Annotated in this window: 25 protein-coding genes; 10 read left to right on the forward strand and 15 right to left on the reverse strand. The window is 62.9% G+C overall.

Annotation, left to right across the window (positions count from 1 at the left end):
- Window positions 1–48: 48 nt before the first annotated feature.
- Window positions 49–366 carry a thiamine-binding protein gene (locus LJF34_RS22695; protein WP_231188073.1) on the forward strand — a complete coding sequence of 106 codons (318 nt, stop codon included), beginning with the start codon at window positions 49–51 and terminating at the stop codon, window positions 364–366.
- A 78-nt stretch (window positions 367–444) separates the two neighbouring features.
- Here the strand turns inward: LJF34_RS22695 and spt4 are convergent, their stop codons facing one another.
- Both spt4 and LJF34_RS22705 read right to left on the reverse strand, forming a co-directional pair.
- A complete protein-coding gene (gene spt4, locus LJF34_RS22700) occupies window positions 445–639 on the reverse strand; it encodes a transcription elongation factor subunit Spt4 (RefSeq protein WP_231188074.1) in 195 nt (64 codons plus the stop codon).
- Window positions 639–1,589, reverse strand: a complete 951-nt coding sequence (locus LJF34_RS22705; RefSeq protein ID WP_231188224.1) for a TFIIB-type zinc ribbon-containing protein — start codon at window positions 1,587–1,589, stop codon at window positions 639–641. Before LJF34_RS22705 ends, spt4 begins: the two co-directional genes overlap by 1 nt.
- 267 nt (window positions 1,590–1,856) lie before the next feature.
- Here LJF34_RS22705 and LJF34_RS22710 point away from each other — a divergent pair, with 267 nt between their 5' ends.
- Window positions 1,857–2,579: a helix-turn-helix domain-containing protein gene (locus tag LJF34_RS22710; RefSeq protein WP_231188075.1), complete on the forward strand. Its 723-nt coding sequence runs from the start codon at window positions 1,857–1,859 to the stop codon at window positions 2,577–2,579.
- Window positions 2,580–2,630: 51 nt separating this feature from the next.
- Here the strand turns inward: LJF34_RS22710 and LJF34_RS22715 are convergent, their stop codons facing one another.
- A complete protein-coding gene (locus LJF34_RS22715; RefSeq protein WP_231188076.1) occupies window positions 2,631–3,572 on the reverse strand; it encodes a ring-cleaving dioxygenase in 942 nt (313 codons plus the stop codon).
- A gap of 169 nt (window positions 3,573–3,741) precedes the next feature.
- On the reverse strand, window positions 3,742–4,344 hold the full coding sequence (locus LJF34_RS22720; protein ID WP_231188078.1) for a sulfite oxidase-like oxidoreductase: 603 nt from the start codon (window positions 4,342–4,344) through the stop codon (window positions 3,742–3,744).
- Between the two features lie 175 nt (window positions 4,345–4,519).
- On the opposite strand from LJF34_RS22720, the gene LJF34_RS22725 reads away from it, so the two are divergent.
- A complete protein-coding gene (locus tag LJF34_RS22725) occupies window positions 4,520–4,771 on the forward strand; it encodes a hypothetical protein (protein WP_231188080.1) in 252 nt (83 codons plus the stop codon).
- 102 nt (window positions 4,772–4,873) lie between these two features.
- Here the strand turns inward: LJF34_RS22725 and LJF34_RS22730 are convergent, their stop codons facing one another.
- From LJF34_RS22730 to LJF34_RS22740, 3 genes are all read right to left on the reverse strand, one after another.
- Window positions 4,874–5,665, reverse strand: coding sequence for an SDR family NAD(P)-dependent oxidoreductase (locus LJF34_RS22730; protein ID WP_231188082.1), 792 nt, complete (start codon window positions 5,663–5,665; stop codon window positions 4,874–4,876).
- A 556-nt stretch (window positions 5,666–6,221) separates the two neighbouring features.
- On the reverse strand, window positions 6,222–7,472 hold the full coding sequence (locus LJF34_RS22735) for a hypothetical protein (RefSeq protein WP_231188084.1): 1,251 nt from the start codon (window positions 7,470–7,472) through the stop codon (window positions 6,222–6,224).
- Window positions 7,473–7,677: 205 nt separating this feature from the next.
- A complete protein-coding gene (locus LJF34_RS22740) occupies window positions 7,678–8,934 on the reverse strand; it encodes a macrolide family glycosyltransferase (RefSeq protein ID WP_231188085.1) in 1,257 nt (418 codons plus the stop codon).
- A 156-nt stretch (window positions 8,935–9,090) separates the two neighbouring features.
- Between LJF34_RS22740 and LJF34_RS22745 the strand changes: the two genes are divergently transcribed.
- Window positions 9,091–11,178, forward strand: a complete 2,088-nt coding sequence (locus LJF34_RS22745; protein WP_231188086.1) for a glycoside hydrolase family 3 C-terminal domain-containing protein — start codon at window positions 9,091–9,093, stop codon at window positions 11,176–11,178.
- Window positions 11,179–11,274: 96 nt separating this feature from the next.
- Here the strand turns inward: LJF34_RS22745 and LJF34_RS22750 are convergent, their stop codons facing one another.
- Window positions 11,275–11,919 carry an RNA 2'-phosphotransferase gene (locus LJF34_RS22750; protein ID WP_231188087.1) on the reverse strand — a complete coding sequence of 215 codons (645 nt, stop codon included), beginning with the start codon at window positions 11,917–11,919 and terminating at the stop codon, window positions 11,275–11,277.
- Between the two features lie 18 nt (window positions 11,920–11,937).
- Here LJF34_RS22750 and LJF34_RS22755 point away from each other — a divergent pair, with 18 nt between their 5' ends.
- Complete coding sequence (locus tag LJF34_RS22755) at window positions 11,938–12,156, forward strand: hypothetical protein (protein ID WP_231188088.1); 219 nt, start codon at window positions 11,938–11,940, stop codon at window positions 12,154–12,156.
- 364 nt (window positions 12,157–12,520) lie between these two features.
- On the opposite strand, the gene LJF34_RS29325 is transcribed toward LJF34_RS22755, so the two are convergent.
- The 5 genes from LJF34_RS29325 to LJF34_RS22785 form a co-directional block, all read right to left on the reverse strand.
- Window positions 12,521–12,886 (reverse strand): DUF5518 domain-containing protein, encoded by a 366-nt coding sequence (locus tag LJF34_RS29325; RefSeq protein ID WP_342765903.1) that lies wholly within the window; start codon window positions 12,884–12,886, stop codon window positions 12,521–12,523.
- A 101-nt stretch (window positions 12,887–12,987) separates the two neighbouring features.
- Window positions 12,988–14,427 carry an amidohydrolase gene (locus LJF34_RS22770; protein ID WP_231188091.1) on the reverse strand — a complete coding sequence of 480 codons (1,440 nt, stop codon included), beginning with the start codon at window positions 14,425–14,427 and terminating at the stop codon, window positions 12,988–12,990.
- Between the two features lie 80 nt (window positions 14,428–14,507).
- The gene (locus tag LJF34_RS22775) at window positions 14,508–15,707 is read right to left on the reverse strand and encodes an MFS transporter (RefSeq protein ID WP_231188092.1); all 1,200 of its coding nucleotides are present in this window, start codon (window positions 15,705–15,707) and stop codon (window positions 14,508–14,510) included.
- Between the two features lie 98 nt (window positions 15,708–15,805).
- Window positions 15,806–16,774: a TFIIB-type zinc ribbon-containing protein gene (locus tag LJF34_RS22780; RefSeq protein ID WP_231188094.1), complete on the reverse strand. Its 969-nt coding sequence runs from the start codon at window positions 16,772–16,774 to the stop codon at window positions 15,806–15,808.
- Between the two features lie 195 nt (window positions 16,775–16,969).
- A complete protein-coding gene (locus tag LJF34_RS22785; RefSeq protein WP_231188096.1) occupies window positions 16,970–17,428 on the reverse strand; it encodes a TRAM domain-containing protein in 459 nt (152 codons plus the stop codon).
- Between the two features lie 230 nt (window positions 17,429–17,658).
- Between LJF34_RS22785 and LJF34_RS22790 the strand changes: the two genes are divergently transcribed.
- From LJF34_RS22790 to LJF34_RS22795, 3 genes are all read left to right on the forward strand, one after another.
- Window positions 17,659–17,817, forward strand: coding sequence for a hypothetical protein (locus LJF34_RS22790; protein WP_231188098.1), 159 nt, complete (start codon window positions 17,659–17,661; stop codon window positions 17,815–17,817).
- A 117-nt stretch (window positions 17,818–17,934) separates the two neighbouring features.
- Complete coding sequence (locus LJF34_RS29330; RefSeq protein ID WP_342765900.1) at window positions 17,935–18,084, forward strand: zinc-ribbon domain-containing protein; 150 nt, start codon at window positions 17,935–17,937, stop codon at window positions 18,082–18,084.
- Window positions 18,085–18,466: 382 nt separating this feature from the next.
- Window positions 18,467–22,210 carry a glycoside hydrolase family 97 catalytic domain-containing protein gene (locus LJF34_RS22795; protein ID WP_231188100.1) on the forward strand — a complete coding sequence of 1,248 codons (3,744 nt, stop codon included), beginning with the start codon at window positions 18,467–18,469 and terminating at the stop codon, window positions 22,208–22,210.
- Window positions 22,211–22,259: 49 nt separating this feature from the next.
- On the opposite strand, the gene LJF34_RS22800 is transcribed toward LJF34_RS22795, so the two are convergent.
- Entirely contained in the window at window positions 22,260–22,679 is a 420-nt protein-coding gene (locus LJF34_RS22800; protein ID WP_231188102.1) for a GtrA family protein, read from the reverse strand.
- Between the two features lie 152 nt (window positions 22,680–22,831).
- Here LJF34_RS22800 and LJF34_RS22805 point away from each other — a divergent pair, with 152 nt between their 5' ends.
- The gene (locus LJF34_RS22805; protein WP_231188104.1) at window positions 22,832–23,965 is read left to right on the forward strand and encodes a serine hydrolase domain-containing protein; all 1,134 of its coding nucleotides are present in this window, start codon (window positions 22,832–22,834) and stop codon (window positions 23,963–23,965) included.
- Window positions 23,966–24,121: 156 nt separating this feature from the next.
- A complete protein-coding gene (locus LJF34_RS22810) occupies window positions 24,122–24,364 on the forward strand; it encodes a hypothetical protein (protein WP_231188106.1) in 243 nt (80 codons plus the stop codon).
- 64 nt (window positions 24,365–24,428) lie between these two features.
- Here the strand turns inward: LJF34_RS22810 and LJF34_RS22815 are convergent, their stop codons facing one another.
- On the reverse strand, window positions 24,429–25,325 hold the full coding sequence (locus LJF34_RS22815) for an NAD(P)-dependent oxidoreductase (RefSeq protein ID WP_231188108.1): 897 nt from the start codon (window positions 25,323–25,325) through the stop codon (window positions 24,429–24,431).
- Between the last annotated feature and the right edge of the window lie 56 nt (window positions 25,326–25,381).

A 25,381-nucleotide genomic window follows, 5' to 3' on the forward strand; every position in this document is an offset into this window, starting at 1 on the left:
AGTCGGCGATCACTTGGTTATATGATCCGGGGATACGAACGTCGATGCATGACTGTCACGGCGATGCTCTCCGTCGCGCCGCTCGACGACGCGACCGTGGACTTCGACGCGGAAATCGCGAAGGCCGTCGACGCGCTGGACGACTTCGACGTTCGGTACGAGACGCATCCGATGGAAACGACGATTCAGGCCGACGAACTCTCGGAAGTGTTCGCCGCCGCAGAGGCGGCCACGGAGGCCGTCGATGCGTCACGGACGCTGACGACGTTGAAAATAGACCACTTCCGCGAAGAAACGCTCGACGTGGACGAAAAGGTGGAACGCGTCGAACGGCACCTCCGACGCCCGGCACGAAGCGACCGTTGAGCGGTTCGAAACTACCGGCGTTTCGACCGCCGAGCTATCCCCCGATTTCGGGATATTCGGCGACGGGAACTCGGTCTTTCACCGAACTTTGAGCGCGTACCGGCCCGGTTCGGCGATACCGAGGCTGCGGCCCAGTTCGCTCCGGTTCGGGTGCGCGATTCGTACGTATCCCGCCCAATCGTCGGTGAAACGCGCGGCGTTACACACCGGACAGCGCCGAGCAGACTTCTCGACGAGGGCGCTACAGTTCCGACACGCGAGAACTTTCGTCATCAGTCTGCTGTAACGGACGCCGCGTTTTGATCGGCGACTTCGAGGAGTTCCTGATAGCGATTTCGGATGGTCACGTTACTGACTCCCGTCGCTTCCGAAACCTCGTCTTGGGTCAACTTTTCGGTCGTGACGATTCCGGCGGCGTAGAGCGCCGCTCCGGCGAGTCCGACGGGGCTTTTCCCGTTGTGGACTCCTTCCGACTTCGCCTTTCGGAGAAGGTCGTGTGCGCGCGCTTCGAGTTCGTCGCTGACCTCGAGGTCCGACGCGTATTTGGCGACGTAATCTTCGGGGTCCGGCGGCCGGATTTCGAGGCCGAGTTCCTTCCCGATGTATCGGTAGGCCCGCTTGAACTCCATCTCGTCGACGCGGCTTACGTTGACGACCTCGCCGATAGAACGCGGAACCGCGGCCTGTCGCAGTGCCGCGTAGACGGCGGCGGTCGCGATTCCCTCTATCGACCGTCCCGGCAGGAGGTCCTCGTCGAGCGCCCGACGATAGATGACGCTCGCGGTCTCGCGAACGCTTTTCGGCACCCCGAGCGCCGACCCCATTCGCTCTATTTCGCCGAGTGCCTGCTTGAGGTTCCGCTCCTTGTGGTTCCGCGTTCGGAAGCGTTCGTCCCACGTGCGGAGCCGTTGCATCTTCTGGCGCTGGCGGGACGACAGGGCTCTCCCGTGGACGTCGCGGTTCTGCCACCCGATTTTGCTCGACAACCCCTTGTCGTGCAATAGCTCGGTCGTCGGCGCACCGATGCGCGATTTCTCGTCGCGCTCTTGGCTATCGAAGGCTCGCCAGTCCGGGCCGCGGTCGATTTCGTTTTCGTCGACCACGAGACCGCATTCCCGACAGACCGTTTCGCCGTGTTCGGCGTCCCGCGTGAGCGTTCCGCCGCACTCCGGACAGACGTACCGTTCCTCGGCCGGTGTTCGCGATTGCTCCTCGCGTTCGATATTCGTGTTCGTGTGCGATTCCGCTGCGTACTGTCTGATTGCTTCGGTATCCTGGAAAGCGTCATCGGTAGTCGGGTGGATGGCCCGGGCTACCGCTCGCTGCACTCTCATCTAGGTGGCCAATGCGGATGAGTATTCGGTTGGCATGAACCGAATACGGTCGATCGAACGACAGGTCCCGAGTGAACTCGCGGTCGATACGTGCTGCTTCCGCGGTTCGTGTTTCCTCGCCGAAATTCACTTCCTCATCATACGCCAAGGTACGCCATGCGCGAATTCGTCTTCACGGTCAAATACGACCGGGGTATCGACCCGCTCACGGACCGGTTCATCGACCACCCGTCGATGCTGGCGAAATCCCTCTCCTGTTGCGTGACGGAGCGGAGCATGTGGCGGGTGGACCGAATCACGGGGCCGAGCGAGGCGCTGTCGGCGCTCGAATCGGTGTATCTCGATACGGACCACTGTAACGAGTGCGTCGGCGGGAGTGATTGCCGTTCCCGCCGTGACTACGAGATTTTGGAGACGAACTCCGGTACGCGGACGATATACGCGTATCGCACGGAGATGGAGGGGTGCCACTCGATTCCGTACTACGCCGTCCGACTGCTCGGCGACGGGTTGCTGTTTCAGACGACCCGTCGTGAGAACGAGTACAGATGGCGTATCCTCATGCGCGAGGACGCTGCGGTCGGGGCGCTCTACGACAGAATTCAGCGGAACCTTCGGTCCGGGGTTCGAATCGAACTCGACCAACTCGGAACGACGACTCGGTGGCACGAACCGACGATCACCGTCGCGGACCTCCCGTCCGCCCAGCGGGAGGCGCTCATCGCCGCGACCGAACACGGATATTACGAGATGCCCCGTAAAACGTCGGTCGCCGAGGTCGCGGACGACATCGGCGTTCCCCGCTCGACGCTCCAGTATCGGCTTCAGCGCGCCGAAAGTTGGCTCGTGACGCGATTTTCGGACGTTCTATCGTTCTGATCGGATCACCGCCTCCCGGGAGACCGAGCATCCGAGCGCCGCGAACCGACGTTATAGCTCCGGGAGTCGCGCCTCTATCGCTTCCCGCTCCGACTCGAACCACGGCGGTAACTGCAGGTTCGTTCCGAGTTCTTCGACCGGTTCGTCCTTCGTGAATCCGGGCGGGTCGGTGGCGATTTCGAACAGGATCCCGGCGGGGATTCGGTAGTAGATCGACCGGAAATACTGGCGGTCGATGACCGGCGTCACGTTGAGTCCGCGTGCGACGAGGTCCTCCCGCCACTCCAACTGCTGGCCGTCGTCGGCCGTTCGAAACGCGATGTGATGTACCGTTCCCGCTCCGACGCGTCCCGGTTGCAGGTCCGGCACGCATCGTAAATCGATTACCATTCCCAGATTTCCCCCCGTTGCTCGGTACCGAAATCGCTGTCCGTCTTCCTCACCGACGAACTCGTATCCCATCGTTTCTTCGAGCAACGAGGCCGTCCGCTCGTATCCTTCCACGGCGAGCGTCACGCCATAGAATCCGCGAATGGCGTACTCCGACGGAACGGGACCGTCCCGCCACGGGTCGACGTCGGCGGCCTCCCGGTGCCCCACGAGTTCCAACCGGAGACCGTCGGGGTCGGAGAACTCGATCACTCGTTCGCCGAATCGATCGGTCGGACCCGAGTACTCGACGTCGTTGGCGGCCAGTCGCTCGGTCCAAAAGTCGAACGAATCGGGAGGGACGAGGAAGGCGGTCGCATCCGCCGTCCCGACGCCCCGTCGTCCCGGCGCGGCATCGGGCCACGGAAAGAAGGTCATGATCGTGCCCGGATGACCGACTTCGTCGCCGTAGTAGAGGTGATAGGTATACCTGTCGTCGAAGTTGACGGTTCGCTTCACGAACCGCAACCCGAGAACGTTGGTGTAAAAGCGGAAGTTCCGCCGCGGGTCGGTCGCGATCGCCGTTACGTGATGGATTCCCGGGATGTGTTTTTCGTGACTCATGCGTCTTTGTCTCCTCGTTAGTTCGGTGGACGATGCGCTACCGAGTCTCGATGGACGCCTCGGTATCGTGACCGCCTCGAACGACGAGCTAACCGGCCCCCGCTCGGATGTACGACGCCTACCGTGTTACCTCTTACCAATGGGGTGCCATCGTGACGTGTCGATGCCATCACCACGAACTGTATCGCTCCTCTTCCCACGGGTTCGCGACCGTCGAATAGCCCCGCTGCTCCCAATACCCGCGTTTCGGTTCGGTCAGAAATTCGACGCCCGTGACCCACTTCGCACCTTTGTACGCGTATTTGTGCGGCGTGACGACGCGCAACGGTCCGCCGTGTTCGGACGGTAGCGGTTGTCCGTCCAGTTCGAACGTGAACAGCACTTCCTCTCGCAGACACTCTTCCAGCGGTAGGTCCGTCGAATAGCCGTCCAGCGAGCGAAACAGGACGTGAACCGCGTCGTCGCGAACACCTGCACGCTCGGCCAGTGCGGGAAACGGGACGCCAGCGAACTCGTTGTCGAATCGACTCCACCCCGTCACGCAGTGGAAATCCTGACGCTGCGTTTCCCGTGGCAGGTCGGTGAACGCCGACCAGGAAAGGGAGAGGTCGGTATCGACCGCGCCGGTGACGGTGAACTCCCACGTTTCCATGTCCCACTCCGGAACCCCGCTCTTCGAAAGGACGGGGAACTGCTCGGTGCGTCGCTGTCCCGGAGGAAGTCGGTCGCCGTCGAACTCCTCGTGAATCGAGGTCGTGTCAATGACGTCCATAGGCCGCCGCTCTACGGGGATATGGATAGCGTTGACGGCGCTCGTCGCGGATAGCGGACACTTGAACCGCCAATCCGGGGCCGAAATCGACGTTACACGCCGTTCAATTTCCGTTTCGGGATGAACGGTGTGCCGGATTTATTCGTCCCGTGCGCGGCCCGTAGAGGGAGAACACATGCCACTGCTTCGATTCGAGACGGCGGATTCGACGGAACGGACGCAGATCGGCGAGGGTCTCGTACGATTTGCGGTAAAAGCGGGTCGCTTGGAGAGCGGCCGAGAGGAGGGGAAATACTTCCTCAATCACGAAGACGGCTGCGGTGAGGACGGAAGGCGCATCATGCCGGGCGACCCGTTCGTCTTCGATACGGAGACCGGCGACATCCTCTGTGCGGACCACGGGAAACGGCGTAGCGACGGGAAATAGCTCCCACCGCCGCATCCGAACCGGTGGAGGCCGCTCCGTCGCGTTCGGCGGTCTCGGATACCCCGAACCTAGCACGTCAGCCATCGTCCGTTCGTCTCGACGTTACGAACGTTCCTCCGTACCTCCGGTCGTTTCGTGCTCCTCCAGAAACCGTTCGGTGCCCCTTCTGACGAGGACGGGAAATAGCTGGGAGAAGATCAATCCGACCTTCGTAACCCAGTCGGTGTAGATGACGGGACGGGTCGATTCGATCTTCTCGGCGAGCTTTCGTCCCACGTACGCGGGGTCGCTCATCTGCGATGCCGGATAGCCGAGCCTCGTCGCCGATCGCGTTTTCGCCAGTCGCGGATGCAGTATCGTACACGACACGTTCTCGTGGCGTAGTTCGTGCCGTAGGGAGCGCGTGAGCGACTCGATGGCACCCTTGGTGGACGCATATCCCGAGAGGCCCGGATTGCCGACCCGACCGACGCCGGAACTCACGTTGTGGATGATTCCCCGATTTCGCGCCTTCATGTGGAGCAAAACGGCGCGTATCGTCCGAACGTATCCGAAGTAGTTGACCTCGAACACCCGTTTCGTATCCGCGAGCGTCTGGTCCTCGAAGAAGCCGAAATCGAGAATCGCAGCATTGTTGACCAAGATATCGATCCGATCCCACTCCTTGACGACCGACGAGATCGCCGTCTCGACGTCCTCGTCCATCGTCACGTCGCACTCGTAGTACCGAACCCGCGTGGGGTGGGCCTCCCGGAGCGATTGGATGGCCTCTCCGCTGACGTCGAGTCCGGCGACGCGATAGCCGTTCTCGACGAGAGTGGCGAGGATGTGATACCCGATTCCCTCGTTCGCGCCGGTAACGACCACGACCCGCACATCCTCGGAGGACTGCATGACGCGACTAGTACGGTCAAAACGAGGATGAATCCACCGGTCAGAGCCGCGATAGACGAGTTGCGACCGGTTGCGTTTCCGACCTGTAGTCATCGATACCCGTTTAATCAAAAATCAGATCTGCCAGAATAAATATGGGGAAGGAGAGGCACGTATCTTACATGGATGTTTGTGATGGTGTCTCACACGAGCTGCAGAGGAAGAGTGGAAGTCAGATCGGGGATACCAAAGAGACGTGGATGGGGCTCCTCATCGGCATCGTCTTCGCAACCATCTCGTGGATCTGTATACTGTATTCCGCCTTCTCTCTATTGTGAGCCATCTGGGGAATTCTGTCGATAAACGGCTCTCACGCTCTCGGAACGGATACCCGTCGGTAGAAGGGACAAATTCGGACTGGTCGGACGAAACCCCCGTAATCGAGACCGGTTCGGATCCCTCTACCACCGACTGACGCTTTTCGGGGTCGATTCTAGAACGGTTCCGGAACACCTCTTCCTCGCATTCGCGACGACCGACCGAACTTCTCGGTGCGAAAGGGGAGTCGAAACCGGCGTCAGCGGTCGTCCCTGGGTCCCATTCCCCTCCGAAGCGTCCAGTTCCTCCAGTGGAACAGTTCGACCGTCCCCCACGCCCCGACGAGAAGCGCCGCGAGGACGAGGAGGTCGAATTCGAGCGGGCCAACCCACGTCGGAAGGACCCACTGAGCGGTCGTATAGACGTGCGTATACTTGGCGTCGAGGTTCTCGACGAAGCCACCGGTTTCTCCCTTGACTCCGGTCGTTCCGACGTCGCTGCTCGCTTCGAGTTCGCTCATCGTGGGTCCCGCCGGTTCGTCGCCGTACACCGGTCGTTCGACGTCGTACGGTTCGAACGGGATATCCACTTCCCAAACGACGTCACCGCCCGGTGTCACTTCGAGCGCCCGGTTGTTGTTGCTGTCGACGATGAGCGTGTTTCCGTTCGGCAGACGGTCCGCGTCCCGCGGCCAATCCAACCCCTTCCCGTAGGTCCACGTTCGTTTCCACCCGTTCTTCGTTCGCTCGTACTCCACGACGCGATCGTTCTCGCTGTCCGCGACGAGGACGGTGACGGGGTCCTGCGAGAGGAGAACCGGGTTGTGCTGTTCGTTGAGAACGTCGTAGTTATCCTCCTCGCCCAACGTCCAGCGAACGCGCTTCGACTCCCGGTCGATGAGCATGACGCGGTCGAAGTTCCGTGGGCTGACGAGGAACGCGGAACCGTTATCGACCGCGTCGATGTCGTTCAGGTGGGTGTAGCCGCCGGGACCGCCACCCGCGCTCTTGGGAAAGTGTTCGCGGAACCGGTACTCCCAGACGACGCTGTCCTCCGAGCGGTCGTACACGAAAACGCGGTTGTCCCTGCTCAGGTCGGCGATGACGTATCGGTCGCCGCCGAGGTAGTCTATGTCGTGTGTTCCGGGAGGAATTTCGAACTTTCGGAGCACCTCCCCCGTTCGCCAGTTCATCTCGACGGCGTAAAACGTCACGTCGAGCGAGAACGCGGATTTCTCCGTGCTCCCGTCCCGCGCGACGAACAGGACGCGATTCGGTCCCAGCGGGTCGACGTCCATGTAGCGGTCGTACTCGTTGTGCATCCAGATTGGCTCGTTCGTCGCCGTGTCGAACGCGACCAATCTCGCCTGTCCCGTGGGGAACTCCTTCCCCTGAGCGGAGACGAACGTGACGTTCTCGGCGGGGATGTCGTCGGTCCGTTGACTCCCCTCCTTCGAGACGGTCAAGTCCTCGTGCATCACTCCGCTCGCCGCGACCGGTGCGAGAAGCACCAGAAGTATGATAACAATCGAAGCTCGAAACTTCTGCGTTGGCATCCACTACCCAAACGGCTTCAATATACATTAATCAATTTACAGTATCGGGGTATCGGACGCGGCTGATCCCGTCGATTCTCACCGCGTCAAGTGTCGATTATCTGATCTGATATACGAACTGCCTGCCGAAGCGGTCGTGCGAGTGAGTTCTATCGACGTCTCATCCGTCGGCCATCGCCTTTTCGATGACGTCGGCCGCCCGCTCGGCACCCCCCGCGGCCCCAGCAGACGCGTTGAACTCCTCGATTGCGCCGTAGTACGCCGCGGCGGAGACCGTTTCGACGGCATCGCGGAGTTCGACGGCGGTCGGGTCCTCGCGGTCGAGGGCGATACCGACCCCCGACGTTTCGACCTGCTTCGCGACGAGATACTGGTCGGCCATCTGCGGGACGACGACCGACGGGGTTCCGAGCGAGAGCGATTCCATCGTCGAGTTCATCCCGCCGTGAGTGACGAACGCGTCGACCCGTTCGAGCACGTCGAGTTGCGGGACTCGCGAACGGACGTGCACGTTCCCCGGACTTTCGGCGTCGAGGCGTTCGGCATCGCCCTTCGCCTTCAACACGACTTCCCAGTCGCCGTCGTCGAAGGCGTCGATGCAGGTCTCGAAAAAGTCGTCGTCCCCGTGGACGACCGTCCCGAGCGAAATATACACCGAGGGCCGCTCCGTGAGTCGATCCAGCGGCAGCCCGGCGTCCCGTTGTTCGCCTCCGGCGCGGACCATCGGGCCGACGAAGGCGTGGTCGTCGCCGAACGACTCGTCGTCGGGTTGGAACTCCCGAGTGAGCGGGACGATGGAGCGGTCGGCGTCCGCGACGAAGAAGTCACTCGGGTCCGGGTCGTCGATGTCGAACGCGGTGAGTACGTCCGTTATCGCGCTCGGAAGCGGGGGTCCCCCGCCGTCCGACGAACGGAGGTGTTCTATCAGCGGCGACCCCTCCCGCATGGCGAACGACGTGTTGAACGAGACGGTCGGCACGTCGAGTTCGTCGGCCACGGCACGACCCCACAGACACATCGGGTCCGTGACGACGCCGTCGGCACCGTCGCCGGCGACGCGGTCCACGAGCGACGGGACGGCATCGAGCCTCCCGCTCATGAACCGAACGAGGCGCTCTCGCCGCTCGTCAGCGTCGCTATCGGTCGAATCCGTGCCGGGCTTCTCGGCGTCGATGTGATCCATCAAATCGTAGTCGCCGTCGAGGCGCTCGAACGTCGCACCGGTCGGTTCCACCACCTCCGCAAACCGCTCCGGCAGGTAGTACGTGACGTCGTGACCGCGCTCGATGAGTTCGCGCGCCGTTCGGAGCGTCGGATTGACGTGACCGTACGCCGGGAGCGAAAAGAGCGCAACGCGGTGAGTCGCGGTACTCGCTTCGTCGATCGATCGATCCGAGTTCCTTTCGATTCGATGCATTTGGATGGAGTTGCGCTTCCGACCAATTCTTTCTTTCGATGGGAAAAAGACATAATTATAATCCCCGAAGGTCGTCCGTCCCGTCGGTCGTGACGGTAGAAATCGGTCGGTTGATGCCAACGACTAAGTGGAGAATAACTGAACGCTAACACGTTCATGCCAGACGATACCACTGCCGTCGACGACATCGTGGCGGCGCTCACGTTGGAGGAGAAACTCGGCCTCGTTCACGGTGCCGTCGATCCGGAGGAGACGGCAACGGGATACGTTCCCGGGGTCGAACGGCTCGGCGTGCCGGAATTCAGACTCGTCGACGGGCCGCTCGGGGTACGAGTTCCGGGCCGCTCGTCGACAGCGTTTCCCGCCTCGATTTCGCTCGCGGCGACGTTCGACGCCGACCTCGCGCGACGTCAGGGCGTCGCACTCGGGCGCGAGGCCAAGGCACACGGCCAAGACGCGGTCCTCGGTCCCGGGCTCAACATCATCAGAACGCCCCACTGTGGCCGGAATTTCGAGTACTTCTCGGAGGATCCGCTCCTCTCCGGGGCGTTCGCCGCGGCGGTGGTCGAAGGAATACAGGCCGAGGACGTGGTCGCGACGCCCAAACACTACGTCGCGAACAATCAGGAAACCGGTCGCACGACCGTCAGCGCGGCGGTGAGCGAGCGAACGCTCCGCGAGCTCTACCTCCCGGGATTCCGTGCCGCCGTCGACGCGGGGGCCGGGTCGGTGATGACCTCGTACAACCGCGTCGACGGAACCCACATGAGCGACCACCATCATCTCGTCACCGAGGTTCTGAAGGATGAGTGGGGATTCGACGGATACGTCGTCTCGGACTGGTTCGGGACCGAGAGCACCGTCGGTGCCGCGAACGCCGGTCTCGACCTCGAAATGCCCGGAATCTCACAGGAGGAGCTCCGGACGGCGTTCGGCATCGAGGACTCGCTCGACTTCGAGGACCACGACGGCATGCCCGACGCCACGGAGACGGGGCTGTTCGCCGAACCGCTCGGCGAAGCGGTCGAGAACGGCGACGTACACGAGGGCCGTCTCGATGACATGGTCGCGCGTCTCCTTCGCCAGATGAAACGCATCGGCCTGTTCGACGACGAGGAGAGGGAGGGTGAACTCGACACTCCTTCACACCGCCGCCTCGCCGAGTCTATCGCCCGCCGCGGGTCGGTTCTGCTGACGAACGACGGGGCGCTTCCGCTCGACGAGGACGCCGACGTGGCCGTCCTCGGTTCGAGCGCGACGTCGGCGATGTTGGGCGGCGGGGGGTCCTCCGAGATGGACCCGTTCGAGCGGATCCCGACCGCTGACGGCATCCGTGAGCGCGCGAGCGGCACCGTAACGGTCGAACGCGGCATCGCCAAAATCGAGGATTTTTCGTTCTTCGAGGACTCGAACGGGAGCGACCACGGTACGGTCGAGAGCGACATCGAAGCCGCGACGGCCGCGGCCGAAGAGGCCGATGTAGCGTTGGTGGTCGTCCGCGACACCGTGTCCGAAGCCATCGATCGGGCGGATCTCGGCCTTCCCGGCGACCAAGACGAACTCGTGGAGGCGGTGGCCGCGGTGAACGACCGCACGGTCGTCGTCGTCCAATCCAGCGGACCCGTCGAACTCCCCTGGCGCGACGACGTCGCGGCGATCCTCGAAAGTTGGTACCCCGGCCAAGCCGACGGGGACGCGATCGCCGCGATACTGTACGGCGACGCCGACCCCGGCGGTCGTCTTCCCGTCACGTTCGCGCCGCAGAGCGACTACCCGACGGCGGACGAGCGGGCGTTCCCCGGCGTCGACGACGTCGTCCACTACGACGAGGGAGCCTTCGTCGGGTATCGGCACTTCGACGCGGAGCGCGTCGAACCGACCTTTCCCTTCGGACACGGTCTCTCCTACGCCGACTACGAGTACCGCGACGCCGAACTGACAGACGACGGGACGGTGTCCGTCACCGTCGAGAACGTCGCCGACCGCGACGGCCGCGAGGTGGTTCAGGCGTACGTCTCGCCGCCGGAAGTCGACGGGGTGAGTCGGCCCGTGCGGGAACTCGGCGGCTTCACCGCCATCGAGATTCCCGCCGGTGAAACCGTCATCGTTCGCGTTTCGCTCGACGACGCGGCCTTCCGCCGGTACGACGAGGACGAGGGATGGCTCGTCGACGAGGGTGAGTACGGCATCGAAATCGGTCGCTCGACCCGCGATATTCGGCTCGACGTAGCCGCGATTCGGTGAGTCACGCGTCGCTGGATGGGGTATCCCACCGCACATCCGTTGTCGGATGTCACTCCTCGAAGTGTCTCGGTGAAACTCACGGATGGGGGGTCGGCGCTACTGGCCAGTGGGAGACGATACGTCGCGCCGTTCGATGTACTCGGGCGGGACGGTGTCGACGGTGTAGATGTCGTGACCGCGCTCGTCGATTTCGAAGCCGTCCCGCGTCATGGTCTCGGAATCGATTACCAGAACTACCGGCTCGTCGGCGTGACGCCCGCCCACCGCGAGGGCTTCCCGTGGCGTTTTCGAGAGGTGAACCTGCTGGCGACCCATGGGTTTGAGTCCTTCCTCGGCGATGCCGTCGAGGTTTCGGGGTGCCGTCCCGTGATACAGCCGATTTGGGACGTCCGCCGTCGTCGATTCGACGCGTACGTCGACCGAATGGCCGTACACGGCCCGAATCCGGTCGTCGCGGCGTTCGAACCGGCCTTTCGAATCGGTAGCGACTACCGCGGCGACCTGCTGGGGTCTCGCCCACGGGTACTTGTCCGCCACGGCGTCGACGAACGCATCGTAATCGACCCATCCGCGGGTATTGAGCGTAAGCCCCACGTCGGCAGGAAAATGACGTAGTACTCCGCTCATGAACTTCGAGAGGCGAACGCGTCGATTCTCGGAGAGCACCTTCTCTCCCGCATCGCCACAGGCGGGACACGATTCCCCCGCGAAAAATCCGTGGTCGTCACAGGTTCGGACCATACGCGAACCTATCGTCGGATGCGACTACTGTCTTCCGAACGGCGACACACGCGGACGGAATCGAAGGTCTTCGCGGTGCTGTTCGTCGTCGGTGTGCGCTCCGTTTCCCGTACCATCTACTGGTCGCCACCGTCGATTCGGCGGTTTCGTGGCGCACGACGCGAACACAACGGTCGATACCGAGGTCACATCGCACCCTCGGACTGCGACCCACCGTCGGCGTACATCGGAGTCTGAGGAGTGGAAAACCGTGCGACTGAAATCCGATGTTCTCTAAGAATAGCTACAGACGGCACAATAGGTACAGTAGTGACAATAGGTAAATTGACTACCTACTATCAAACCGGCTCGCTCCCGTCGTGACTTTTTCGAATATTGTCGCTGTTCTGACTGTCTCATATTCTAACTGTTGCACAAAGCATTTACCGTACCCGACGAAGGTCCATTCGTGGCGCGGTCGCCAATGACTCCCTGACAAGGTCCCTCGGGTCTGGCGCCATCACTCCCGACCCACCCCTACCCTGCCCCGCCACGTCCTCCCCCCCGCTTGCACGCGTGCCATAGCGTACCCCGAGCGGGGACTCCATTCATACCTCATTCGTCACCCGAGAGAGGCCTTCACGTATCTCGAAAGGGGGCCGATAACGACCCCTTCGACCGCGAACGTGGGGATGATCATCAGTCCGACGACGACGGAAGTGTACGCGCCGACGAAGCCGCCGGTGCCGACGTCAGCAGTGGTGAGTACCGTCCTCGCTGCGCTGAAAGCGCCCAATAGTACCATCGTTGCAACGCCGCCGAGAAGCCCCGCGAGAGCGCCATCGAACATGCCGTCCGATATCGTTTCCGCGGTCCATCCGGCGATGATTCCCCCACACATTCCCCACGGCGCGACGGCACCGCTTCCACCGACGCTCCCCGCGAACGCGCTACTGACGGCCGTTATCGCCGCCCTACATATATCGATCTTCTAACCATTACGTGTACTGCACTATCGTCGCGTAAATGTCTTTGGCCGGTACGGAATCGCGTTTCTCACGGAAAGAGGGGAACACTCGACCGGGACGGTCAGCGACTCACGAGCTCGTAGGGGTCGGCCCCGTCGGGAAGCGGACTCTCGTACTCGTGGTCCGTCGACCGTTCTTCGAACTCCGCACGCGCCTGCCGTCGGAGTTCTTCGTCTTCGAGCAGGTCGGCGAGCGTCGCCGCGATGGTCTTCGACGCGAACTCCATTCCTGCCGTCCCCAAACTCTTCCCGGACGCCACGGCCTGCCACGAGTGGGCGGGAGTTCCGACGGGCCACGTCGCGGCCCTGAACCGGCCGAGCGGGACGTTCCACGAGACGTCGCCGGAATCCGTCGAGTAGGACCCCGTTTGCCCCTCGTCCGTCGCATCGATGGGTTTGGAGAACATCGCCTCCTCGCGCGCCGCCTCTCGCTCCGATTCGGGGAGTTCTCGGAGGGCTCCCTCCGCGTCGCCGAGCGTTTCGCGGAGTTCGGCTGCGAACGCTTCCTGCTCGTCGTCGAGCGGGAAATCTGCCGCTTTCATGTTTTCCAGAATCGCGTCGGCGAGGGTGTGATTCGGCAGGACGCCGTACATCCCGGACGTCTTCGTCGCGTCGAGGTCCGTTCGCGTCATCGCCGCGGCCGCCTCGGCGATATCGCGGACCCAGTCGGAAATCCGTTCCACCTCCTCGCGCTCGGGGGCACGAACGAGGTACTCCACGCTCGCCTCGCCGGGAACGACGTTCGCCGCGGAGCCGCCATTCTGGATGACGTAGTGGATGCGCGCGGCGTCGGAGACGTGTTCGCGCATGAACTCCACGCCCATGTTCAGGAGCTGTACCGCATCGAGTGCCGACCGGCCCGATTCGGGGGCGGCGGCGGCGTGCGAGGTCTCCCCGTGGAACGTGAAATCGAACGCATCGACGGCGAGACACGACCCCTTTCCGGGCGCGTTGTACCAGCCGGGATGCCACGAGACGACCGCACCCACGTCGTCGAAGGCCCCGTCGCGGACCATGTACACTTTCCCGCCACCGGCCTCCTCCGCCGGCGTGCCGAAGAAGACGACCGACCCGGACAACTCGCCGCGTTCGATGGCGCGCTTGACGGCGAGTGCACCACCGAGACTGCCGACGCCGAAGAGGTTATGTCCGCAACCGTGCCCCGGCGCACCGGCTTCGATCGGCTCGCGCTCGGCCGTCGCCGCTTGGCTCATCCCCGGCAGGGCGTCGAATTCGCCCATCGTTCCGACGACGGGCTCTTCCTCCCCGTATCGAGCGACGAACGCCGTCTCGATGCCGCCGACGCCGGTCGTCACCTCGAACCCTTCCTCCCGAAGAACCGACCGGAGCCGCTCGCTCGATTCGGACTCCCGGAGCGCGACTTCCGGATTCTCCCAGATGTCGCGGGCGATAGTCCGCAATCGCTCACGCTCGGTTTCGATGGTGTCGAACAACGCCTTCTTCACCGTCTCCTTTTCGGACTCCCGTTCCCGTACAGTCATGTGCTAGCTGTTTACGCACGGTAGCAAAAGGGTTCGTTCACCGGCAGTCGGCGGTCGGAATCGAGGTGAATCTCGGTCGATCACGCGCCCGTGCGGTCGACCGTTCCGATTCGTACCCACGCGACGGCGGTCACGACCAGTAACCCGACGAGCGGAACGACCAGGAGTCGCATCGCCCGGACGACGCCCATCCCGTCGATGACGAACCCCATCGCCGCGGGAACGCCCGCGATACCGCAGGAGGAGACGACGAGGGCGATGGCGTTGACCGGTGCGCTGTGTTCGGGCGTGCTCTCCGTGGCGTACGCCAGCAACGTCGGATACAGTCCCGAGAGCGAAAGTCCGATACCGAAGATTCCGGCCAGTACCGCGACCCCCGACGCAAACACGAACGTATAGACGGCCGACAGCAGACAGATGCTTCCGAGACCGAAGCTCAGCGGGACGTAGCCGAATCGCTCCGCGAGCGACCCGGCGACGAACCGTCCGGGAATGTAGGCGACCAGCAACACGCTCAGCGAGAGGGTTACCAACGATCCGGGAAGTCGACCTTGGGTGTACGTCGTGAGCCACGTGAACAGCCCGCCCTCGACGCCGGTCGAGAACAGGATACAGACCGCCATCACCAACACCGCGGGCTTGCGACCGATTCGGCGCAACCCCATCAACGTCAGCGGGTCGTCGCCACCGCCGACGGACGGCTTCGGGAGATACCACATGAGCGCGACGACCGGGAGAAACGACGCGCCGAGCGCGTAGTACGCGAACCGCCAGTTCCCGGCCCAGAGCGCGGCGGTTACGGCGAGCGGGCCGAGCGTCGCGCCGACGGCCCACATCATATCGTAGTAGCCGAACAGTCGACCACGTCTGTGGGGGTACAGGTGGCTCAACAGCGGTCTATCGCTTCCCCGTCCGATGCCCCTGAACGACCCCCGGAGGACCAAGGCGACGAGAAAGAGCCCGAACGACGGGACTAGCCCCATCAGGAGGACGCCGACGCCGGCACCGGCGATTCCGAGCAACAGGAGTATCCGGGTGTCGTACCGCCCGGCGACGGCACCGACGGCCGCGACGAAAATCAGGAATCCGACCGTCCCCGCGGGCGGGACCAGCCCCAACTGCCACTGGGAGGTGCCGAAGTCGTCCCGAATGACGGGGATGATGGCACCCCGCATCTGCAACGCGGCCCCTTCGAGCGCGATGAACCCGAAAATCGCCAGCGTCCACCAGCGACGGGTGTCGAAATCCGCGACGGCTTCGTCGTCGGCGACCGTTTCCATACGCTGGGGTGGACGCAGCGTCGGAAATATATTGTGTAGCGTCCGCCGTAATTATCACGTATTTTATCCGCAAATCGACCGTAGCAGGAGGGGGGCGTTCAATCCTCGTACACCTCCAACAGCTCGGTATATCGTTTTCTGATGGTCACGGGGGCGACGCGGGCGACGGTCCCGACTCGCTCCTGTGTCACCGATTCGTTGCAGAGCGTTGCGGCCGCGTACACCGCCGCCGCCGCGAGCGCGACGGGACTCTTCCCGCTGTGTACGTTGTGACGCTTCGCGGCATCGAGAAGGGCGCGAGCTCGCCGTTCCGATTCGTCGCTCAAATCGAGTTCGGAGGTGAATCGGGGGACGAACTGCGCCGGGTCGGTGGGCGCGATTCCGATGGCCAACTCGCTCGTGATGTAGCGATACGCCCGTTGAATGCGTCGCCGTTCGACTCGGCTGACGACCGCGAAATCGTCGAGACTGAGCGGCACGTCCCCCTGTCGAGCCGCGGCATAGAGGCTCGCGGTCGCCATCCCTTCGATGGAGCGTCCGGGAAGCAGGTCGTCTTCGAGCGCCCGTCGATAAATGACGCTGGCAGTTTCGGCGTCCGATTTGGAGATGTCGAGGGCCGCTGTCATCCGGGAAATCTCCCCCAGAGCGTGTTTGAGATTCCGCTCACGGTTCGATTTCGAGCGATATCGCTCGTCCCACGTACGGAGTCGCTGCATCTTCCGCCGCTTTCGATTCGCGAGGGCGTTCCCGTGTGCATCCACGTCCCGTCGGCCGATCGTCGCGCTCAATCCCTTGTCGTGGAGTTGGTACGTCATGGGCGCGCCGACCCGACTGCGTTGCTGGTTCTCCTCGGTGGAGAACGAACGCCACTCGGGGCCGCGGTCGATACGGCTCTCGGAGACGACGAGTCCGCAGTCATCACAGACTATCTCGGCCGCATCGCCCGAGATCGAAATCCGTGCTTCACACTCCGGACACGCGCGAGTGCCGGTGTCGACGCTCCGCTCTTCGCGGTTCTCGTGATCCGTTTCGGTTTGTCGGTCCGTGGATCGTGTTCGCTGTTCCATTGTACGACTCCGTCCGCGTCCTCGGTCCCGCTATGACTGTGTGTGGCATACACGATAGTCGAATCGATGATTTTCAAAAAGTAAGAATGGCGTCGAGAGACCGTCGAAACGACCGCCCACGCACGGCTCGGGGGCGTATTTCGAACGCCCGGCTAACGCGACAGTGGGCACGGTTCCCAAATAACCGACGGCCGGTTACTCGTAGTACGGTTTCCGTTCGACGACCTCGGCGAAGGCGACGTTCGCCGCGACGTTGGTGATTTCGACGGTGACGCGGTCGCGTTTTTCCGTGTCGGGAACGATGAGCACGTAGCCGCGGTCGATGCGGGCGATTCCGTCGCCTTGGTCGCCGATACCTTCTATCTCTACCGTGTGGCGATCCCCCTCCTCGACCGGCGGTTCCTGTTGTGGTTGCCGTGTCTGTTCCGGTTGTTGTGTTTGTCGTGGCTGTTTTTCCTGCGGGGGCGAAGCCGTCGATTCCTCCGTCTCCGCGTCGGGACGGTCGACCGGTCCGAGTACGGCGATCCGATACGCCTCACCGCGTTCGACGTCACCCTTCGTAATCTCCCGTTCGGGGATGGTAATCGTGTACGAATCGCCGTCTTCGTTCACCGTCGCACTAAATACGCTAAGTAATTCGTCGGGAATATCCATAGAAACTCTCTTTCAGTATACCGTTATACGAACAGAACCTTGACTCCACCGATATCGGAAGCTGTTCCGCCTCGTTTCGGTCGAAACCTGACAGGGGTGTGGGTAGTTGTGGCAAAATGTGGCGTGGTCACTTCCTTCATACCATGGGACTACGTCAGCACGTAGCAATGAGCACGGTATCACAGCGAGAAAAATCGGCCGAACTCGTACACGTCTCTACCCGTGTACTGATGACTTCACGAACTGCCCTTTGTGCCAACTGCGGGATAGAAGTGAAACTCGATCAGCGCCACAAGTACGTCTCCGCTTCCCGTCCACAGGCAGACGACGATGACCGCTTCGAAGAATCGGTGCTGTGCGGTGCCGACTGTGTGGCCGATTTCGTCTAGCAGTATCGCCGCTTCTACCTACCACTGGTAGCCGCTCACACGAATACGTTCCACCGTCCGATACCACGGTATCGACACGAGAATCCTTATTGTATTGGATGACGAAGCACCGAAGTCATGTCACTCCCTGCTGTAGTGCGGCAGTGGTTAGCTGACGAGAACGGCCTTATTTACGAATGTCGGAACTGTGGAACGACGCTGGACCCTTCGGACCAAATCTGTCCCGTCTGTGGATCGTCCCAGATCGTCGAATTCGACGTCTCGTGATCCTTCGATTCGGTATCTCGACCGGTTTCGAACGGACATTCACCCCGCGAAACGTCCGATAACACGTCCACCTTCACTCACGGCGATTCCGGCGGTGGACGGGAGGCGACCTCGGTAGGAGACCGATCGAAGCAGTTACTTCGTTTCACTCCCGGTTCACATCCTGTCAGCCTGATCGTTCTTCGAGTCGTTTTCGTCGCCTGTCTCCGGTCCGTTACGCCGACTCACTTCATTCGATCTGTAACCCGTGGTGGCAACGCGTGGCTAACATGTTGGAAGTAATTTTTCTCCTCAATTATTATGCCGCTCGGTCCCGAGTCGATATTTGCAGGCGCTCATGACACAAGATCATACTCCGGAGAACACGGATGAAGTTGGGAATGTGGATAGTACAGGGACGGTTACGGGAAGAAATCAAGGGTCGGCGGCGGGAGATTGCTCGCCGACTCGACGGCGGTTCGTCGGCGGGTTGGCGTCGCTCGTCGCGGCGTCGACGTTTTCGCTCACCGTCGCGGACGAAACGGCTGCGCAGGTAATTGACGGCGACGATGAGCCGACACAACGGCTCAGGTCGCCGGATCGTTCCGTCGAAGTGACGGTGAACGTCGCGGACGGCGTGCCGAGGTACAGCGTCGCCTACGACGGAACGACCGTCGTGGACGACGCGGGGTTGGGCTTCGAGTTCCGGAACCAACCCGACCTCGTCGAGGGACTCACCGTCACCGGTAGCGAACGGTCCACGACGGACGAGACGTGGACGCCGGTATGGGACCAGTACGACGAAATCCGGGAACACTACGAGGAGTTGCGCCTCGGTCTGGCCGAGTCCGGCGAGGACGGACGTGCGCTGACGCTGGAAATCCGCGTCTTCGACGACGGCGTCGGGTTCCGATACGTCTTCCCGGAGGAGGGTGGCTTCGGCGACTTCGTCGTGAGCGCAGAGCGCACCGAGTTCGCCTTCGCGGACGATTACGCCGCGTGGTGGATTCCCAACGACTTCAACAGCTACGAGTACACGTACAACGAGACGCCGCTGAGCGACGTCGGAGCCGAGAGTTCCTTCGGCGGTGCGCACACGCCCATCACGATGCGGGCGGCCGACGACCTGTACGTGAGCGTCCACGAGGCGGATCTCGTCGACTACGCGGGGATGGCCGTCGAACCCACTTCGGAGGGGGGTACGACCTTCGAGACCGCATTGGCACCCCTTCCCGACGGGACGAAAGTGTCGGCTTCGGCCCCGCATCGGTCGCCGTGGCGGACGATTCAACTCGGCGAACGCCCCGGCGACCTCGTCGAGTCGAACCTGATCGTCAACCTCAACGAGGAGTACGACCCCGACGAGTTCCCGCAGGGCGTCGATTGGATAGAGCCACAGAAGTTCGTCGGCGTGTGGTGGTTGATGATAACCGGTCGCGCCCAGTGGGAGTATCAGGGCATGCAGACCGGCAACCATGGCGCCCAGACCGGCCGGGTGAAACAGTACATGGACTTCGCGAGCGAACACGACATCTCCGGCGTCCTCGTCGAGGGGTGGAACGAAGGCTGGTCGAGCTATCCCGACGGCGGCGGCGGGTCGTTCGACTTCACCGAACCGTACCCGGACTTCGACCTGCGGGAGGTGACGAGTTACGGGCCGAGCCTCGACCCGCCGACGCAGATGACGATGCACAACGAGACCGCGGGTGGGTTCGAGAACTACGAGTCCCAACTGGACGAGGCGTTCCCGCTGTACGACGACCTCGGGATTCACACGGTCAAGAACGGGTACGTCAACGACGACGGCGACCTCGCCGGCGAGGGACACAACCACCACGATCAGGTGCTGGTAAACCACCACCATCTCGTCGCTCGCACGGCCGCGGCCAACCGACAGATGTTGGAGATGCACGAGCCGATTCACCCCACGGGGCGTCGACGCACCTATCCCAACCTGATGACTCGCGAGGGCGTGTACGGACAGGAGTACGACTCCTTCGGCGAAGTTCCGCCGTCCCACCACGTCACGTTCCCGTTCACGCGGATGCTCGGCGGTCCCGTCGAGTTCACGCCCGGAATCTTCGACATGGACTCCGGGTCGGGCGGCATCGAGACGACGCGGGCGAAACAGCTCGCGATGTACCCGACGTACTTCAGCGGCCTCCAGATGGTCGCCGACCTTCCGAGTTCCTACTTGGCGGACCAGCCGCCTACCATCTCCATCGGCGATGTCGCGCAGGCCGAATTCGGGGACGACGACGGTTTCAGCGCGGCGTCGAGCTGGGCCAACGCCCAAGGCGAGCGGTATCTCGAAGTCGATCCCAACAGCGCCGCCCCCGGTTCGACGGTCACGTGGACGCTCGAAGACGTCGCGGCGGGCGAGTACGACGTGCACCTCCGGTACGCCAGCGACGCGGAGAACAACGCCGTGCCCGCCGACCAGCCGCGAACCGCCACCGTCACCGTCGACGGTTCGCCCGCCGCACAGGTCACGTTCCCGACGACGGACTACTGGGACGTCTGGGATTCCGTCTCGGCGACCGTGACGCTCGAAGACGACGCCAAGACGGTCGGCGTCCTGCTCTCCGAGGACGACAGCGGCGGGTTCAACCTCGATTCAGTCGCGCTCACCGACACCGGCGAACCGATGCCGGAACCGGAAACCGCGCCGATTCGCGGTCCGACCATCGACGCCTTCCAGTTCATCGAAGACGTCCCCGCGGCGGGGTGGGACGACACCCGCGTCCTCGATTCCGCCATCGGCGACCACATGGTCACAGCACGAAAGAAGGACGACGTCTGGTACGTCGGTGCGATGACCGACGAGGGGGGTCGCGCGCTCGACATCGACCTCGGATTCCTCAGCCCCCGGTCGGGGAGGGGGCGAAACCGTGGAAATGGAAGGAAGCACGGAAAAGGCGGACGGCGCGGAGAGGGAGGACGACACGGACGCGACGACTGCCACCGGCCGATGGGACCGAACTACGTCGCCGAACTATACTCGGACGGCATCGACGCGAGTTTCGACGGGAACCTCGAACCGGTTCGCATCGACGAGGCCATCGTAACGCCGGACACGACGCTCGTGGCCTCGATGGTCGGAAGCGGCGGCACCGCCGTCCGGATTCGTCCCGCTCGCGGTCGGGAAATTCACGACTTGCCCACGTACGAACGACCCGAACAGGACGTCGAGGTTGCCGTCGACGACGAGACGTTCATCCGGGAGCCGTTCATCACGGCGACTGGGTCGAACGACGGCGACTACATCGGCGGTACCACGGTCGAAGTGGTCGTCGACGGCGAAGTTCGAACCGTTTCGAACGTCCGGTTCCCGCCCAATACCGCGAACGCGACCGACGAGTTCGCCTTCGCCCTCGACGAACCGGGAACTTACGAAGTAACGGTTCGGACGACGGACGGGGACACCCTGGCGACGGAAACCGTGGGGGTCACGCCGCCGGAAACCATCGCCGCCATCGACGACGCGACCGGCGACGACGACGGCCCCGGCGCGTACACCTATCCGACCGCCGACGCGTACCGCGACGGAGCGTTCGACTTGTCGTCGGTTTCGGTCGCACGGACGCCCAGTCTCGCCCGGTTCACGTTCGAGGTCGAAACTCTCTACGACGTGTGGGATGGCCGATTCTCGCCGCACATGTTCGTGCTGTGGGTTCACGACCCCGTCACGAGCGGGGGAACGACCGAGAGCCTCGACGACCTCGGGGCGAACGTCTCCTTCGAGCGGCCGTGGCACTACCGCCTGCACATCACCGGGTGGGCGATGGGTGCCGTCAACGCGGGCGGTTCCGCGCTGACCGACGAGAACGGGAACGCCGTCTCCCCCAGTCCTAGCGTCGACTTCGATGCCGGGACGGTCACGCTGGACATCGCTCGGGACGCCTTCGGCGACACCGACCTCGAAAACCTGGAAATCGTCGCCGGCGTCGGCTCCGAGGAGTACGGCAAGTTCAGGCCCGTTCTCGCGGCGGCCGGCGGCCACCGGTTCGGCGGGGCAAAGGCCGATGCCGTCGACCGAGCGCCGCTGCTCATCGACGTGATCACACCCGAGGACGTTTCACAGGGGACGGCGCTCGATTACTCCGCGGACGCGCTGGCGACGGTGCCGTACGTGCCGCTCGAATAGGGAAAATCGGCTCTCGTCGTCGTTCGATGCTCCGCTCTTCTTTTTCGCATCACCCCCACGTCCACCGCGAATCGAGGACGAACCGATAGACGCCGCTGATCGCGATTGCGACGGCGTTCGCTACGAGGTAGAGGATATCCCCCGAGTTCACGAGGACGTAGAGGATACCGAGTTGAATCGGAATCGCCGTTCCGCGCACGACGTTCGTTTTGAGCAATCCGGTGAGATAGTCACTCCTCGTGGCGTTTCGAGTCGCTCGGAACGTCCACGCGTTGTTGAGCGTATACTGGAACAGGATCGTGATTTCGATGGCGATCAACGCGCCGAGCAGGTAGTTGAGACCGGCTTTGTCGACGAACGTCCACAGCAGGACGAGTTGAACGCCCGCGGCGATGCCCCCGACGACGACGAACCGCCGTAACTGCGGTAGCGTGCCGCGTCGGAGGTCACGAAGGAACTCCCGAACCATCCCTTCATATCTGAGGGGGCGGGCGGTGTATCCCTGTCGTTTCTCCTCGGACCCGCCCGTACAATCGACGAAAGAGTGGGTACCTCGGCGGGCCGGTTCGATGGTCGTTTCCTGACAATAACGTTAAGCTCCATCGACGGAACTGGTTTATTATGTCACGGATTTCGGATGCACAGAAGCGACGGCTCCGTGCCGCGTTCGACCGGCAACTGGACGTCGGACTGCATCACGGTGCCCAATTGGCGGTGTACGTGGACGGGGAACTCGCGGTAAATTTCGCCGGGGGTTCGACCGCCCCCGATGGCGAACCGACGACGACGGAAACCCCCCACATCGTCTTCTCGTGTACGAAACCCTACGTGGGAGTCGGGTTGCACCAACTCGTCGAACGGGGCGAGGCGGACTACGACGACCCCGTCGTCGACCACTGGCCCGAATTCGCCGACGAGGGGAGCGAAAAGGCCGATATCACCCTTCGACACGTCCTCAGCCACACCGCCGGCATCCCGTACGGGGAGTTCGACGAACGAGCCGATAAGTGGGGGGACTGGGACGCCGTCGTGCAGGCGATGGAGGACATCGACCCCGTCTTTCCGCCGGGTGAGCGAGCGGCGTATCACGCGTTCAACTACGGTTGGGTCGTCGGCGAACTCGTCCGCCGAATCAGTGGTCACCCCGTCGACGAGTACGTCGCCGAAAACGTGTTCGAACCCCTCGGTATGGACGACACCTCCATCGGCCTCGACGAAGACGAGGCGGACGACGTCGCCACCCTTTCCGGGTTCGACGTGTTCGACCGGTGCCGTGACCCGGGCGAAGGGTTGGGCATTCCGGCGAGCGAATCGGCCGAGACGTTCAATTCGGAGGCCGTCCATCGGGCGGTGATTCCGGCGGCAAACGGTATCGGGACGGCGCGGGACATGGCACGGTTCTACGCGTGTATCGCGAACGGGGGCGAACTCGACGGAACCCGGGTTCTCACGGAGGGGACGGTGGAGACGGCGACTCGAACGCACGCCGAAACCGAGTCCGATGGGACGCTTTCACGCCCGGCACGGTACGCGCTCGGCTTCTGGACCGGCGGCTTGGCCAACGACATGTTCGGTACCGTCAGCACCGAACGGACCTTCGGACACGCCGGACTCGGGAGCATCTTCGGATGGGGCGACCCGGACCTGAATATCGGCTTCGCCTACGTGACCAACGGCATTCGCGAGGAGTCGTACGAGCACGCCGCGCGGGTAAACTCCTTGTCCGACGCCGTGCGGTTGCTGGTTCGACGATAAGCGGCGTCGGTCCGTCTCACGGATGCGAACTCGCTTCGAATCGGGTGGTCGATGTCCGGCGGTCGACCACGACCATACCTCAGTTAGAATACAAAAATTAAACAACTCATATAATCGACCAAAGGATTTGTGATGGTTCCCTCCCATGCTCCGCCCATGACCGACTCGCACGACGAACTCCTACAACAGGTGAACGAAATGCAGGCTGCACGCGGTCTCGACCCCGACACACGGAAGATAATCGGCGTTCTCAGCGAGACGATCGATACGCTCGGCGAGGAGATAGAGGAGCTTCAACAGCGTGTCGCGGAGTTGGAAGAGCAAGCCGAGAAAAGCGATGCTTCCGGCGACGGTGCCGACGGCGACGAACGAAAGCACGCCTGGTATTCGGAGCGTTGACTTCGAACTCCGTCTTTCGTTCTATCTCGCCGTCCTGATCCATCCGGTCGTCCCCGATCGTTCGTCACGCCGATTCCCGCCAACTCCAAGTGGGATTCCATCCGAGTACCTCGCGCGCTTTCCCGGTATCGACCAGCGACGCGTACTCGCCGTCGCCGAGCGAATCACGAACTTCGGTATCGGGGAAGACATCCCTCACGAGTTCACGGGTCGGCGTTTCGGCGCCGGTGTCCGGCGCCGACACCCAGAAACGCTCGTGGCCCCGGAGGTCCGACTCGACCGCCAATCGAACGATTTCGACCGCGTCCGACAGGTGAACGTACGTGAACAGCGTGTTTCGCTGCGTGTGAAAATCGTCGGAGTTTCGCATCCCTTCGAGGGTTCGATCGGCCTCCACGAACGTCTCGCGCGCCAGGTTATCGTCGACCACCCACGGGAACCGTAACGAGAGTATCGTCCGTGGCCGGTTTTCGACGCGGCGCGCGAACGCGTCGGCGGCGATTTCGAGCGTCTGCTTTCCCAACCCGTACGGGTTCGACGGCGTCAAACGGTGGTCTTCGTCGAGCGGGAGGTAGTCGACGGTGATCCGCTCGGGTTCGAATCCGCCACCGACCGCGCTGAAACTCGACGCCAGAACCACCGTGTCGATTCCGAGCGCCCCCGCCGCCTCGAGAACGTGATAGCTGGACATGACGTTGCTCTCGTACGTCCGATAGCCCGGCGTTTCGTCCGGCGTCGGAATCATTCCCAAGTGGACGACGGCGTCGGCGTCACTTTTCGCGAGCGAACTGTACACGGCCCCCGCATCGATCAGGTCCGTCCGAAGATAGACGTCAGAGTGATTCTCGTCGCGCTTGCCCCGCGAGAGGTTCACGGTTCGGTAGCCTTCCTCGTTCAAGTGCGCCAATACCCCGCGTCCGACCCGGCCGCTTCCGCCGGTAACGACGACTGTCTCGCTCACGTTCGGTCTTCTCGTTCCGCCCGTAAAATACCCGCCGCGAGTCGTTCCGCGCTCGG

The organism is Haladaptatus sp. DYF46 (assembly GCF_021083305.1).
Taxonomy (GTDB): domain Archaea; phylum Halobacteriota; class Halobacteria; order Halobacteriales; family Haladaptataceae; genus Haladaptatus.

Excerpts from the sequence above, each read along its gene's own strand:
- LJF34_RS22695 (WP_231188073.1), top strand. The coding sequence starts at position 49 with ATGACTGTCACGGCGATGCTCTCCGTCGCGCCGCTCGACGACGCGACC.
- spt4 (WP_231188074.1), bottom strand. The coding sequence starts at position 639 with ATGACGAAAGTTCTCGCGTGTCGGAACTGTAGCGCCCTCGTCGAGAAG.
- LJF34_RS22710 (WP_231188075.1), top strand. The coding sequence starts at position 1,857 with ATGCGCGAATTCGTCTTCACGGTCAAATACGACCGGGGTATCGACCCG.
- LJF34_RS22715 (WP_231188076.1), bottom strand. The coding sequence starts at position 3,572 with ATGAGTCACGAAAAACACATCCCGGGAATCCATCACGTAACGGCGATC.
- LJF34_RS22720 (WP_231188078.1), bottom strand. The coding sequence starts at position 4,344 with ATGGACGTCATTGACACGACCTCGATTCACGAGGAGTTCGACGGCGAC.
- LJF34_RS22725 (WP_231188080.1), top strand. The coding sequence starts at position 4,520 with ATGCCACTGCTTCGATTCGAGACGGCGGATTCGACGGAACGGACGCAG.
- LJF34_RS22730 (WP_231188082.1), bottom strand. The coding sequence starts at position 5,665 with ATGCAGTCCTCCGAGGATGTGCGGGTCGTGGTCGTTACCGGCGCGAAC.
- LJF34_RS22740 (WP_231188085.1), bottom strand. The coding sequence starts at position 8,934 with ATGCATCGAATCGAAAGGAACTCGGATCGATCGATCGACGAAGCGAGT.
- LJF34_RS22745 (WP_231188086.1), top strand. The coding sequence starts at position 9,091 with ATGCCAGACGATACCACTGCCGTCGACGACATCGTGGCGGCGCTCACG.
- LJF34_RS22750 (WP_231188087.1), bottom strand. The coding sequence starts at position 11,919 with ATGGTCCGAACCTGTGACGACCACGGATTTTTCGCGGGGGAATCGTGT.
- LJF34_RS22755 (WP_231188088.1), top strand. The coding sequence starts at position 11,938 with ATGCGACTACTGTCTTCCGAACGGCGACACACGCGGACGGAATCGAAG.
- LJF34_RS22770 (WP_231188091.1), bottom strand. The coding sequence starts at position 14,427 with ATGACTGTACGGGAACGGGAGTCCGAAAAGGAGACGGTGAAGAAGGCG.
- LJF34_RS22775 (WP_231188092.1), bottom strand. The coding sequence starts at position 15,707 with ATGGAAACGGTCGCCGACGACGAAGCCGTCGCGGATTTCGACACCCGT.
- LJF34_RS22780 (WP_231188094.1), bottom strand. The coding sequence starts at position 16,774 with ATGGAACAGCGAACACGATCCACGGACCGACAAACCGAAACGGATCAC.
- LJF34_RS22785 (WP_231188096.1), bottom strand. The coding sequence starts at position 17,428 with ATGGATATTCCCGACGAATTACTTAGCGTATTTAGTGCGACGGTGAAC.
- LJF34_RS22790 (WP_231188098.1), top strand. The coding sequence starts at position 17,659 with ATGACTTCACGAACTGCCCTTTGTGCCAACTGCGGGATAGAAGTGAAA.
- LJF34_RS29330 (WP_342765900.1), top strand. The coding sequence starts at position 17,935 with ATGTCACTCCCTGCTGTAGTGCGGCAGTGGTTAGCTGACGAGAACGGC.
- LJF34_RS22800 (WP_231188102.1), bottom strand. The coding sequence starts at position 22,679 with ATGGTTCGGGAGTTCCTTCGTGACCTCCGACGCGGCACGCTACCGCAG.
- LJF34_RS22805 (WP_231188104.1), top strand. The coding sequence starts at position 22,832 with ATGTCACGGATTTCGGATGCACAGAAGCGACGGCTCCGTGCCGCGTTC.
- LJF34_RS22810 (WP_231188106.1), top strand. The coding sequence starts at position 24,122 with ATGACCGACTCGCACGACGAACTCCTACAACAGGTGAACGAAATGCAG.